Genomic DNA, 12,407 nt, shown 5'->3' with positions numbered 1-12,407 from the left:
TCTGGCAAATCGAAGTCGATTGGACGGACCCTATCCGCAGCTTAGTTGGTCTACCAGTCTACCGACGTAACGTGCTGGATTCAAGCACAAAGCGTGAACAGGAGGCGTGGCGAGTCCTTGCCAAGCAACTGCGCCAGCAAGGGCTCGGTCCGGCTACGACAGCAACGCCGCAAGCTCGAGTTCCCTTTTAGCGAATGACTCTACCCCGCGCTGGCGCAATAGATTCAGTTTATCGAGGTCGTGCTCGAACAAATCGGTAGCCATCTCCGGCCGCTCGAAAGTGTCGCTGATGCGGACCGTCGGGACGTGCTTGTATAGAATGTGCCGAAGCTGATCCATCGACTGGGTGTTGATTTCAAGAGTCTTTTGGAGGAGCTGCACACTTTTGAAATATCGCGCGAACCAGATTGTACTGAATAGAGTTGGCTTGGGTTGCGGGTAGATACCAACTCCGACGCTGACGACGCGTAGCGCGGCGGCGGGCTGCTCCATCGCGCTCAAGGCGTCCGCGATCGCGTAGAGTGTGGGATTGTTGGCGCAATAGCCCCCGTCGACCAGCTCCACGCGGTCGCCCTGGGCGGTGGTCACCAACTTTCGTTCGAAAAAGGGGTAGGCCGAGCATGAGGCGACAACCGCGTCGCCCACCGGCACGCCGAAGCCGGGAACAAATGTGCCCTTGCGCCCATGTGCTTGGGCCACGCTCGCCTTGAAGATCATGGGGCGCTCAATCTCCCACTTCGTGGCAACGATGCCGATGCCGGTTTTCACAGCATCGAACTGGGTGTCGCGGTAGACCTCGCGGGCAAGGTCAGAGAGCGCAGCGGTCTTCTCGCGCGATGACTTGCGCTTCATGACGCGCACGACGTGCTCTGCGTACAACGCGTAAATCTCATCGACTGAGTGCCCAAGGGCGAGCAGCGACGCGATGATTGCCCCCGTGCTTGTCCCGAAGATCAGGTCGAAGACTTCGCAAAGGCGCTTGCCGGCATGGCCTTCAATTTCTCGCAGGACACCGAGCGAATAAAACCCCTTGGCGCCGCCACCATCGAGGCTCAGAATCCGAAATGGGGCCGGACCATCATTCGACACACAATCTATCCTTGTCATTTGCTCTGAGCTTCCCCGTGACTGGGACACGGGCAGTCGGTTGTCCTACTGGACAAGCGCTTAGCTGGAAGCCGCTTACCGGGAACACCTTGGGCGAACAGTCAGCTCCGGCGCACACCGCCGGTGCAGCAGACTAAGCGAATTAGTTATCTCGTCTATGGCTTGGAGGTGCTTCATGAGATTCCCTTGAAGGGTTGCATAATACCCTGCGACGCAGTCCGCGGGCCTCCCAAATTTCTTGCGTCGGACTGACGTCCGCTTTCTCCCATAGGCGCTAAGTTAGCGGCCTGTCTCCTGACGGCTCAAGACCAGACGCGTGCTCAGGCAGAGCAGGAGGCATCAACACTCATACAATTATCCAATTGATGTCCCTAGAACTATTCAGGACTCAAATTTTACGCGCCCGCAGCTGTGCCCCCGCGTTGAGGTGCCGTGAGACGATATCCTCTCGGTCATCTGCGGTGATGGCAGATGTTGTATCGGCATGCCCACAGTAACAAGCGTGGGGGCACCGTCAGGATGGGTTGCGCCTCCTGCGGCGGTCGTCGAGCCCGATCAGGGGCATCGTGCCGATAAGCTCGTCGGGGACGGCCTTCGCCCGCTGCTCGACCCCGATGGCAAGCGCGAGCTGAATGAGCGCCGACCGCGCCATCTTCATCATCCGCAGGGCCTTCGCCTCGAGACGGTCGCTGGCGATCGAGAGTCCGAGCCCCCGGGAGTTGGGCGAGGTTATCATGAGATTCCAGGCCCACCCCTCGTGGACCTGCAGATACTTGTGCTCGAGCGCATTGCGAATTTCGTGGAGCTCGCGCGCGTCCGGACCCGTCGTCTTGTTCAGGTTCCCGTCGAACAATTCCTTGGAGAGCCAGTAGAGCCCCCGCAGCGGCCAGTTTTCGTATTCCTTGAACCGGTCGAGCAGTCGCGGCCTTCCCTCCGCCATCCACACGTTCCGGAAGTTGATGCGGTCGGGAATCTTCCCCAGCTTGAAGTGGTGGTCGACCAAGAATGCTACCTTGTCGAGCAGCGAGTATGCGACGCGGAAGGCGGTGCGGATGCGTTCAGTAGCGAGCGAGTGCATCGGGTAGTCGAGGGTGTCGAACAGCTGCACGCCACGGTCCGCGAAGTGCGTGCCGGTGTGCTTGAGCCCCTCGTAGAGCATGAACCGGGCGGACGCGTATTCCTGCTTCATCTGATTGAAGAAGCCGATGACCGGGGGCGGAAGATGGGCGTCCGGGCGGTCTCCGAAGCCCTCTAGGATCGGCGGCAGCACAAGGTCGTCGGTAGCCGCCGCCGAATGCGGGCCGATGTCGTTCAAAGGATTCAGGAACAGCCGGCGCCTGAGGCACCATTCCCGATAGGCGCGCTCGGCTTTGCTCCGTCCGAGCGACGGGCCGTCAAGGTCCTGGAGTTCCCTGATACGGTCAAGGTCCCCGGCCTGGGCGAACGACCCCGCGGCGTCGGCGATCTGTTGGAGCAGGGCGTCGGGGTATTCGGAATCGTATATCGCGCCGGCCGAGCTGGCGGCGACCAAGCCGTCGTGCGCGTGGAGCTGAAATATTGCGCGGTGCCGGTTGTCGTCCAGCAGGCCGCCGTAACGCTTGAGCCCGTAGCCGCGGTTGGCCTGCGCCATCGCGAAACGGGGGATGATCATAAGCGCGTGGTCCCAGCCTTCGATCGCGTCGATGAAGCGCCCCATAGTGTCGAGCTGATTCGCGCGGTTGGTCAGGATCTGGCAGCACCGAAGCAAGTCGAGATCCACGAAGCCGGGATGGACCGCCGCCCGCGAAAGGGCGAGCATCTGCTGTTCGCGCTCCGGATGCTCCCAGGCCCACGAGCCGCGGTCGCCCGCGATCTCTTCCTTCACGCTCCAGGCGTTGGCGCGGAAGTATTCGACCAGGGCGCCGTCGCGGGGCGCGAGCTCGCGCCTGGCGAGCTCGTCGAGCAGGTGGAGAGCACGGTCTGCGCCGCGGCCGTAGCCGGCGTCATTCGAGGCGTCTATCAGGATGCCGATGTGCTCGAGCGCGTCGTCGTCGCCGAGCTTCGTGATCGAGCGCCCGCGCAGTTTCTCGAGTTCTTCCGATGCAGCCAATTGTCGTTCCTCGATGCTGTCTTGGTAGCAGTGGGGCGTGCCACCGCGACAATTCTTCGGGAATGCGGCCCCAGGAGGCACCAAAAAGGAGCCTCATTGCGTCGGCACTGTGCCTGGTTTACCACGTAGGGATGGGCGGAACCGCAACTGACGCGCGCGCGGTAGTGAGGATCGGGTCAGCTAAGGGATCCGCGCATCGTGAGCTCCTACTGGTCCTCCGTGACGCCCTTCGGATAGCGGATGAGCAGGGTTTGCACACAGCGGCGGCGGACATCAGCCTCGCGATACATAGGGTCGAAGGAGCCGGGCAGATCGGCACCTGCCGGGACGCGGCAGGCGGAAGTGATGGCTGATCCTTCCGGTCCGGACTTGAGGTTGCTGTCGCCAAAGCAGAGAGAGGCACTTGAGCTCGTCGCCTTCGAGCACCTCAGTTCCAAAGAGATCGCCCGGCGCCTTTCGCTGTCCAAGCATGCGGTTGACGCTCGTTTGGAGCGAGCGATCGCCGTGCTGGGTGCTTCGAGCCGCGACGAAGCCGCTCGAATATATGTGAAAATGGCCACGTATGACGGGATCACATGCGACGCGGTCCGGCTCGATGGTGGCTGTGTAGCTGCCGATAACGAGGAGGTCGGCGACGAGTCGAGCGTCCTTGAATTTTGCGATAGCGGTGTAGCATTTCGCCAAGTTCGGTCCGCTCCCTTCGATCGCCTCCAACTCGCGGTGCTCGGCCTGGGGGCCGGCGGAAGGTTGTTAGTGATCGTGGCTATGATGGTGCTGATTGTCGTGATCCTCCTCATCGGCACCTCGATTGCCCTCACATTGGACACCCTTCTGTCGGACTAGGGACGCATCGCTCGCAAAGGATTGAGTGATGACCACTACCGATAAGTCAGTTGCAGCGATGCGCATTGGGCGAGCGGTGCGTGAGGCTGAGCAAGCTACTGATCAGGCGTTGCTCACGTCGGCGGGCTTGCTGCAGGAGATGATGCGCGCTCGTCTGTCGAGCGATGCGCCGGCGGCGACGGGGCAGGCCGCAATTCTTCGGCTCGTCGCCGCACAGAAAAGCCTGGTGGAAGCGTCGAGCGACATCCTCCGGGTGCACTCCTCGCTAGATGATGTGCGCGCACTGTATGTGCCCGACGTTCACGAAGACTGCAAACCGTCGGGCCACCTCGTTGAAGCGCAGCGCGCTTCATAATGGCGATCCGTCCACTTCTCTATCTCCTGCTGACGCTGCTGGTAGCACTCGTGGCACTGCGTCGGGGCGGGCAGATAGAGAGGTTGGGCGGGTTTGTGCTTGTGGGGGTTCAAGGGTTGGACCCGGTCCTCGACTGGCTCATCCCGTACCACCCGGGAGGCATATTTCTCTCACATTTTATCCTGGATGCTTTGCTTTGCGCGCTCTTCTTGACCGTTTCGCTGCGGGCAGATCGGGTTTGGCCGATGGTGATGACGTCTCTTCAGGGAGTTCTGTTGATCGCCCATCCGGTCCGATTGTTGCTGCCTGGCATCGAGAGCTACACGTACGGCGTAATGCAAACTGCGCTCTCTTGGCTAATGCCTGTCGTGCTGTTGATCGCGGTGACGATCGCCGGACCCGCGTCGGTGCGCCATCCGCCTCGCCCCTATCACGGTCTGCTCTGATTGGGCTCGATCTGCTGACCAGTCCCGGCGTTGCGGCCTGGGCGGCCAGGTGGGACGATGTGGATCGATCAGAGCGCTTCGTTGTGTTGTACGCGGATGCCGACATGCGACTGCTGTCCGCCAGCGCTTACTCCGATGGCGGAGTGAGTGGTGTGCGCGCGCGGGTCGGAGGCCTTGTGCGCCATGCTGTCCTGTGCGGATCAGCGACCATCATCTTCGTGCACAATCACCCGTCGGGCGACGCCCGAGCTTCGCTCGCTGACATCTCGTCGACAATAGCCAGCGAAGTTATTCTGCGCGCGGCCGGTATCCGGCTTGTCGATCATATTATTGTTGCTCGCGGAGAGTGGAGCAGCATGGCTGCCGATGGATTCCTGTGATGCAGAACCGTACCGATCAGGCGGCGAGACACGGGGCTGTCGAGACCACGCAAGTCGCCGCGCATGAGGTGGCAGTTTTCCTTCTAAAGCTTCGGCTTCTCGTGGCCGAACGGCTTTTTGAGGGAGAGTTCGTTGATGGTAGCTGGAATATTCTGCTAGATCTATTCGTGCGCGAGCGGCGCGGTTGCCAAACCAGTGTGTCGAGTGCGTGCCTGGCTTCGCTGGTCCCTACAACAACGGCGTTGCGTTATCTGCGCGATCTCGAATGTCGCGGTATGGTGCAACGGGTGCATGACTGCGCCGACCGGCGGCGAGTGTTCGTCGAGCTCTCTGAGGAAACGGCTGCGTCTATCGTCGACGTGCTAAACGAAGTGGGCTCGGGCATTTCTCGCCGGTTCGGCTGAAGCGCCGCCTTATGGCGTGATCATGCGTTAGCAGAGTGCAGGCCGTTCGAGAGGGAGCGATCGTGTGATGCGTTCGTCGGTCGCATGCTGGCGCTATCACCGCGTGGCAAGATAGCCTCGATAGCGTGCCAGAAACGCGCGTTTGGCCGCGGCGGGCGACAGATGTCGGACGGTGATGGGCGCGGGCTCGATCCCCCCGCTTGCCGCCCAGTCCGCGCACCCAGCCGCCATGATTTGAGCCTGTTCTGCGGCAAGTACCCTGAGGTCGGCCTGTTTGACGATTTCTCTGTAGCGTCGATCCATGCCGAAACGTTCGATGATCGCGTTTTCGACAGCTGCTTCGATGCGTTTGTACTCGGGCAGCAGTTGTTTGAGTGGTCGAGTAACGTCGCCGATGAACGCTTCGGCGGCGTCGTGCAGCAGCGCCTCATAGGCGAATTCATCTACTGTATCGGCGACGAGCATGCTGTGTTCGGCAACGGAGTAGAATGCCCGGCACTGCCCCGCGTAGCGGCACACATGCGCCAGACCGTGGGCGATGTCGTCGATGTCAAAATCGCTGCCGTGTGGGTCGAGGAAGTCGAACAGCTTGCCGCTGGCAAGCGTGATCGTCGGCCCCCTTGCCACATTAACGGCTACCACGCGCTGGTACATGTTCATCCTCCTTCATTTCACGTTCTTAGGGCGAGGCCAACCTCGCCAGGGCGATCCCAGCGAAGCATCCACAGGCTTATCCACACCTGATTTGAGTTCTATTTGGACACAGTTTTGTTCGCGCACCGGGTGGCGGGGCTTATGGTCCCGAGCCTTTGTCAAGGCCGGCCACCTGGGAGGGGCGATTTGCAAATTTTAGTGCTGTCTGGGCCGATCGGCGTCGGCAAATCGTCCTTCGCTGATGCGCTGCAGAAACTCTTCGACGTGACAAGGGTGTCGACGAGGGCGTGGCTGCTGCAGCGAGAAGGGGCGAAGGATGAGCGCGCGTGGCTTCAGGACTCCGGTGCCCGTCTCGATGACGAGACCAACGGTCGGTGGGTCCTCGAGGTTGTAGAGAGCGCCCTAGGTTCGAAGGCCGCTGACGTGCTGCTTTTCGATGCAGCGCGAACCATTGAGCAAATTCAATCGCTGCGCGATCGATGGGGCGATTGTGTTTTCCATGTGCATCTCCGGGCTGAAGCGGAGGAGCTCGAGCGCCGCTATGCGGGCAGGCAGACGTCGTTGCGAGAATTCTCAAGCTACGCACAAGCGCGAGCGCACGGCACGGAGGCCAAGGTTCACGAGCTCGCCGACGTCGCCGACGTCGTTCTCGAGACTGATTATTCCTGTGCGGAAACGCTTGCGGTAACGGTCATGGCGATTCTCAGTCGTGATATCCCACCGATCGAGCGGCTCGTAGACGTTGTAGTAGGCGGCCAATATGGCAGCGAGGGTAAGGGCAATATCTGCGCGGCGATTGCGAACGATTATGCGGCGCTGGTGCGGATCGGCGGACCCAATGCCGGCCATCGCGTGTTCGATCCGCCGTACAAATTTGTGCAACTCCCGTCGGGTACAGGCTCAAACCCAGACGCCAAGATACTAATTGCCGCCGGCTCGACGCTCTGGCTGCCGACGCTACTCAAAGAGATTATTGACCACGCTCTGACCAATCGTCGTCTATCGATCGACCCGCAGGCCATGGTGATCGACGATGCAGATCGGCGGGCGGAGGAAGAGCTCGCCTCGATCGCCACGACCAAGCAAGGCGTGGGAGCGGCGGCGGCACGCAAGATCGCCAATCGCGGAAAAGGTGCAATGTTCGGTCCGCCGGTCAGACTGGCGCGAGATGTTCCTGAACTGGCTGACTACGTCAGCGACGTCCGGGAGGTCTTAGACAGCGTGTACCGCGATGGAGGGCGTGTTCTTGTCGAGGGAACTCAGGGCACTGCGCTCAGCATCCACCATGGGCCATATCCATGGGTGACATCCAGGGAAACGTCCTCATCGGGCTGCTTGTCCGATGCGGGCATCTCGCACCTGCGGGTTCGTGATGTGATTATGGTCGTCCGCACGCTGCCAATCCGGGTCGGTGGAACGTCGGGCTACATGGGCAATGAGATTACGTGGGAGGAGGTTTCTAACAGATCGGGCATTCCGGAAAACGAGTTGAAAGAAGCCGAGAAGGGCACGGTATCCGGTCGCCTGCGCAGGATCGCCGATTTTGATTGGGGTCAGCTGAGGCGTGCTACCGAGCTTAATGGGGCGACGATGATAGCGCTAACGTTCGTCGACTATCTCGGCGCTGCAAATCGTGGAGCGCGCGACTTTGCGAGTCTCAGTCCTGAAGCGTTGAACTTCATACGGCGCGTCGAGGCCGTCACCGGTTTAAAAGTGGGTCTTGTATCCAAAGCTTTTGCGGCGGATGGCGTATTGGAGCGAGGAGACTGGCAATGACCGAAGATGAGCTGGTCGAGACGTATCCACGCCTCTGGCATATGGCTCACGACGGCGCGTGGCCTGCTATCCGCGACCACGGACTGATGAGCGCCGAGGCATTGGTGGACACTTACGGCGTCACAGGTGCCCGGCGGGATGCGTTGTTGCGACAACGCCGGCCCCAGTCCGTTGCCTTGCATCGTATCGGCCTGCCTGGCGCAGTCTTGCGTGATCAAAAGCCAATGAGCGACGGCGCCTTGATCGGCTGTCTTGAGCCTGGTGTGACGCCAGCCGATTGGTACGCGTTGCTCAACTCCCGCAGTTTCTTCTGGCTGTCGCGTGAGCGCATTTGGACCCTCCTCAGGGCGCGAGCTTATCGCGACCGACCCCAGACGGTGCTAACGATCGACACGCGCGGGTTGGTGGCGGCACACCGGGACCGAATCTGGCTGAGTCCCATCAACAGCGGCAGCACCCTGTTCAAGCCGCAGTCACGCGGCGCCGCGACCTTCAAGCGCATCTCGGACTTTCCATTCACCGAGCGGTCCGCCACCCGCGGGCCCGCAAACAATGTTGTCGAGTTGCTGGTCGAACGCGCCGTCCCGGATGTGGCGACGCATGTTCGAGCAGTTCATCGGGTTCGCAACTCCGACGTCCTGGAGGAGCTTTGGCTCAGCGATGACGCTGGGCCGGAGGATCAGCCCTGAGAGGACTGGTGCGTTAGGCGGGCTGGTAGGCCAGCTTTACGAACGAGGTCGGCAATGTGGCTGGTCATCCCGACATCGCCGACAAGTAGTGCGCCGTCGCCGGGCTCGAGACAGCTCAGGGTGGCACGCAGATTGGCAAGTCCGAGTTCGACTGGGATCTCTACCCACCGTTCTGCTTCGCCGGGTACGACGGTGACGCCATCGCTCTTGGTGGCGCCGAGATGGAGTTGCACAACCCAGACCCGAGCGCCGTCGTGCACCCACTCCAACCGCACGGGCCCGAGTGGTTCCGTGAGCCGAGCGTGGACTGCGCGAACGTCATCCAAGACTTTTTCGGGAAGTTGCTCCGGGCGGTCCAGCCCGAGCATGAGCCGATCCCCTTCACCGGACCGGCCCTCAATCGTCAGCTTCCCGAGCTCGTTTACGATGGCCGCGCCGCTATAGAGGGCTGGCACTGCGTCCTGGCACAGTACGGAGGCCAAGCATTCCTTCGTCGGATCCTCGGCTTGAAGTAGTGCGAACGGATCGATCCAGCCTTTGACGGTCGTGTAGAGGCCGGGTTGAGGCTCCGTTGGGCAGGTTCGCGTCCATATTTCCCCGCAACCGGTTTGGCGACCGAACCGGAACGGTGCGATGCGACGGGGTATGACGAGCGTGCGGGGAACCGGTACCCTCAGGTGATCCGCCATCATCAGGCCGAAGGCTTTGTCGCCGATCATGCGGCTGAACCGGTTGGGCCACCGCAGGGCGGTGTGGGGCGCAGAGACAAGTCCGCTTTCATGCTCCCATAGAATGGTGTGAGAGTGACGCCAGCCGCGAGCTTTTGGATGGATGCTAAACTCAGTTCGGTCACCTTCGGCCGAGGCGAGTTCGGGAGCAAAGCCGTAGACCATCTCAAGCAACTTAAGGCCTTGATCGAACGGCAACGATGCGATTCCAGGCTTTTCGACACCCCGGGGCGTGTCGTCGGGGGTGAATTCGATCGTCCCGCCTTGCACGACGCCCGAGACGCCGCCGTCGCACACGTCGATGGTCTCGTTGACGATGGTGTGGAGACCTGCGCTGGTTAGGCTGATGAGGGTATCGACTGCATCGTCGGTTGTCCCCAAGCCGTAGACAAAATCCTTGCTGCGGGGATCGTCTGGCAGGTAGCTCCGCACGTTGACCCGGCCTTCGCTACTCGCGGTGAGGAGCGCGTCGATCGCTTGGCGAGGGTTCAAAAAGCGATCGTTTGGGGAATGGCCGCGGATGCGGGCGAAAGTCTGTTTCGGCAACTTCCTGTCTGTAGGGCGGAACGCCACAAACTGTGCGACATTCCCCCGATCGGCAAGCCGGTCGAGCACTTCATCTTTATGTAGCATGGTTCCTCGCTACTGGCGCTGCTCCGCCTAGGCGTCAAATGGCGTTCAAATGTGGGTGAACCGCGTATGTTGGGTGCCTAGCAGATCCCGGCCGCACCCGTGACAAATCGGCGTTCGCGTCATCAAGCGAACCAAGCTGGGGAAGCCGCATTTCCTAGCCTCTGCCTCTGACGGGTTTTCCGCTAGGTGAGCGGATGCCGATGGAGTGCATCGGTCAGGGTCTCGACAAAACACACCATGTCTGCGATGGCCTCGATGTCGCGGCTGACAGGCTCACATCCCCAATGGCGCCCGGGCTCTGTGCGCATAACCCCACGCGCTAATCTGGTTACAGCGGCCGCCGCCGACCGAATGCGTGAGCAGACGCTAAGTCCGGGGCTCTGCGCTGCGACCTCCGCGAACAGTTCGACCGGCGTTAGTGGATCAGCGCATTCCTGTCAGCCATGCCCATATGTTGAGTTCGTTTCGGACCGAATTGAGGTTGCTGCTCGTTCAAAACGGATGTGGACTGCTCAACGTATTCGAACACGCGAATACGCCCCTAAAAAGGGAGGATGTTATGATCAAGTTCGGATTGGCAGCTTCTGCTCTGATGGCTCTCTCGGTTCCCTTCTCGGCCAATGCAGCCTCAACGACCGAGGGTGTCCGTCAATCGGTCTGCGTGACCGTTGAAATTCTGAACCCGGACGGCAGCGGTGAGTCGACCACTCGTTGCACGATCAACAGTGACGGAAGCCGGTAACACTTGAACTGGGTGACGGGCGCTGCGAAGGTTTGACGCCCGTCACCTCCTGACGGGGCGAAGTTGGCAAAGAGCGGTAGGAAGAAGAGATGAAGATCAAGACCTTCATAATCGCTGGGCTGTCGCTGATTGGTGCGGGTTCATCCCCATCGGCCGCGAGTGCTCCTGCCGTTTCTGCCACTGCCCCTGCGAACGAGGGACATGGTCTCGAAGGCGACTGGGAGGCGCCCTTTGGCGAAGGCTCTCTTCGTTTCCGTTTTCACGTCGAGAACGGTGCATGGCGTGGGTGGTTCGTCTCAAAGAGAGACGGTTCACTGTATCCGCTCAACGATGTTGAGATCACCGAGGCTGCAGTCACGTTTAGGCATATGTCGCGGCCCAATCTCGTTTTCTCTCTCGAGCGTGGATCGGACAGGAACACGCTGACGGGCATTATTACGTTGCCGGACGGCAGTGCCCTGCCGCAGACACTTCGTCGCATGTAAGATCCGCTGTGACTCTGTCGTCTGCCCCGCTGATCGCATTGCTGGTAGCGGGCGCATTCTCCATCGATGGGGGATTGGCAGCCGGATACCAGAAAGTCGACGCTGACTTTGGCTACGTTGCTGTCGATCCTCGGGATGTCGCCGCAGCGATCACCGAAGGCGCGGCGGCTCGACGGGCTGCCGACAGTGTCTTCTTGCTCGAAGACGCGAGGTTTGCGATTGTCGAAGAGGGCAGCGGCGACGCTCGTTGGGGCGGCACCGACGGCGGCCTTGTGACCTACACCTGGACGTTCCCTCATGGTTCGCGCCGCTTTAAGTCGCGCCCTGCCATCTCTCTGCTTCGACACGAGATAGCTCACCATCTGTTTGCGCGTCACCTCGTTCCGTCCACCCACGCCAATCGATACGGAACGGACGCCCCCGATTGGCTCGACGAGATGGCGGCCATCGCGTTCGAGGGTGCCGACCAGCGTGCCGCCAGGAGGCGGGACGCCGCAAATCTGCGGCTGTTGAGCCTCGCGTCCTTGCTGCGGATGGACCATCCCGAGCTTGAGGCTCCAGTTGTCAGGGAGGCGGGGCAGGCGTTCACAAGTAGCGCTGTTTCATCGCCTCAGACGATGCCGTTCTATGCGACAGTGAGTTGTCTGTATGAGTTCCTAGCCGAGAAGACCGGCAGGCCGAGCATCGTCGCCGAACTAGCCCAAGCCTTCACGCGTGGTGAAGATCTTGAACTGTGGCTCCCGGACCGTCTTGGCTACGGCAGGGAGGGGAGTTCGCTTGCGCTAATGAACGCCGACTTCGTGCGCTGGTTTGAAAGCGAAGCGCAGCCGGCAGTGGCCAGGTAGCTGGCGATATCGATGGCCACGGAGCCCCCCCTTGCTGTTTTGCTCCCACCCCTGAGTATTCGATCGTGACGGGCTGACGCGCGAGATGATAACTCTTCCATTTCTGATGACTGAGTTCATGCTCTGCACGGCTTGCGCCGCTGCGCCTGAACCGAGCGCCCCAGTGATAGAGGAGCAACAGGCGCCTGCGTCGAGTCCCGCTGCTCAAGGAACTCCAGCGGCGCAAAGGAG

14 protein-coding genes are annotated in these 12,407 nt (G+C 61.0%); 10 read left to right on the top strand and 4 right to left on the bottom strand.

All coding sequences use genetic code 11. The annotated features are described in order from the left end of the window. Positions 1 to 153 precede the first annotated feature (153 nt). Together ACRYJK_RS07115 and ACRYJK_RS07110 are read right to left on the bottom strand one after the other, a co-directional pair. Complete coding sequence (locus ACRYJK_RS07115) at positions 154 to 1,089, bottom strand: patatin-like phospholipase family protein (RefSeq protein WP_482666838.1); 936 nt, start codon at positions 1,087 to 1,089, stop codon at positions 154 to 156. 532 nt (positions 1,090 to 1,621) lie between these two features. Next, complete coding sequence (locus tag ACRYJK_RS07110) at positions 1,622 to 3,196, bottom strand: LA2681 family HEPN domain-containing protein (RefSeq protein WP_482666837.1); 1,575 nt, start codon at positions 3,194 to 3,196, stop codon at positions 1,622 to 1,624. A 345-nt stretch (positions 3,197 to 3,541) separates the two neighbouring features. On the opposite strand from ACRYJK_RS07110, the gene ACRYJK_RS07105 reads away from it, so the two are divergent. From ACRYJK_RS07105 to ACRYJK_RS07085, 5 genes are read left to right on the top strand one after another with little or no spacing between them, the layout of a single operon-like run. Next, a complete protein-coding gene (locus ACRYJK_RS07105; protein ID WP_482666836.1) occupies positions 3,542 to 4,039 on the top strand; it encodes a response regulator transcription factor in 498 nt (165 codons plus the stop codon). A 28-nt stretch (positions 4,040 to 4,067) separates the two neighbouring features. Further along, positions 4,068 to 4,394, top strand: coding sequence for a hypothetical protein (locus tag ACRYJK_RS07100; protein WP_482666835.1), 327 nt, complete (start codon positions 4,068 to 4,070; stop codon positions 4,392 to 4,394). Then, positions 4,394 to 4,840 carry a hypothetical protein gene (locus tag ACRYJK_RS07095; protein WP_482666834.1) on the top strand — a complete coding sequence of 149 codons (447 nt, stop codon included), beginning with the start codon at positions 4,394 to 4,396 and terminating at the stop codon, positions 4,838 to 4,840. Before ACRYJK_RS07100 ends, ACRYJK_RS07095 begins: the two co-directional genes overlap by 1 nt. A 59-nt stretch (positions 4,841 to 4,899) precedes the next feature. Further along, positions 4,900 to 5,220: a JAB domain-containing protein gene (locus ACRYJK_RS07090; protein WP_482666833.1), complete on the top strand. Its 321-nt coding sequence runs from the start codon at positions 4,900 to 4,902 to the stop codon at positions 5,218 to 5,220. Continuing rightward, a complete protein-coding gene (locus tag ACRYJK_RS07085; protein ID WP_482666832.1) occupies positions 5,220 to 5,624 on the top strand; it encodes a hypothetical protein in 405 nt (134 codons plus the stop codon). The genes ACRYJK_RS07090 and ACRYJK_RS07085 overlap by 1 nt, the downstream gene beginning before the upstream one ends. Positions 5,625 to 5,720: 96 nt before the next feature. Here the strand turns inward: ACRYJK_RS07085 and ACRYJK_RS07080 are convergent, their stop codons facing one another. Next, positions 5,721 to 6,278: an HD domain-containing protein gene (locus ACRYJK_RS07080; RefSeq protein ID WP_482666831.1), complete on the bottom strand. Its 558-nt coding sequence runs from the start codon at positions 6,276 to 6,278 to the stop codon at positions 5,721 to 5,723. A 186-nt stretch (positions 6,279 to 6,464) separates the two neighbouring features. Between ACRYJK_RS07080 and ACRYJK_RS07075 the strand changes: the two genes are divergently transcribed. Next, positions 6,465 to 8,054, top strand: a complete 1,590-nt coding sequence (locus ACRYJK_RS07075; RefSeq protein ID WP_482666830.1) for an adenylosuccinate synthetase — start codon at positions 6,465 to 6,467, stop codon at positions 8,052 to 8,054. Beyond that, positions 8,051 to 8,743 (top strand): DUF7002 family protein, encoded by a 693-nt coding sequence (locus ACRYJK_RS07070; protein WP_482666829.1) that lies wholly within the window; start codon positions 8,051 to 8,053, stop codon positions 8,741 to 8,743. The genes ACRYJK_RS07075 and ACRYJK_RS07070 overlap by 4 nt, the downstream gene beginning before the upstream one ends. Here the strand turns inward: ACRYJK_RS07070 and ACRYJK_RS07065 are convergent. Beyond that, positions 8,734 to 10,104, bottom strand: coding sequence for a hypothetical protein (locus ACRYJK_RS07065; RefSeq protein WP_482666828.1), 1,371 nt, complete (start codon positions 10,102 to 10,104; stop codon positions 8,734 to 8,736). The two genes, ACRYJK_RS07070 and ACRYJK_RS07065, sit on opposite strands and share 10 nt — an antisense overlap. A 559-nt stretch (positions 10,105 to 10,663) precedes the next feature. Here ACRYJK_RS07065 and ACRYJK_RS07060 point away from each other — a divergent pair. The 3 genes from ACRYJK_RS07060 (at position 10,664) to ACRYJK_RS07050 (ending at position 12,176) form a co-directional block, all read left to right on the top strand. Next, positions 10,664 to 10,846 (top strand): hypothetical protein, encoded by a 183-nt coding sequence (locus ACRYJK_RS07060; protein WP_482666827.1) that lies wholly within the window; start codon positions 10,664 to 10,666, stop codon positions 10,844 to 10,846. Between the two features lie 89 nt (positions 10,847 to 10,935). Continuing rightward, a complete protein-coding gene (locus ACRYJK_RS07055) occupies positions 10,936 to 11,331 on the top strand; it encodes a hypothetical protein (protein WP_482666826.1) in 396 nt (131 codons plus the stop codon). Positions 11,332 to 11,339: 8 nt separating this feature from the next. Continuing rightward, on the top strand, positions 11,340 to 12,176 hold the full coding sequence (locus ACRYJK_RS07050) for a hypothetical protein (protein WP_482666825.1): 837 nt from the start codon (positions 11,340 to 11,342) through the stop codon (positions 12,174 to 12,176). The last annotated feature ends 231 nt before the right edge of the window (positions 12,177 to 12,407 follow it).

The sequence above is a fragment of the Sphingomonas sp. BLHR8 genome, assembly GCF_056821725.1.
This window is presented reverse-complemented; position numbering and strand designations above follow the sequence as displayed.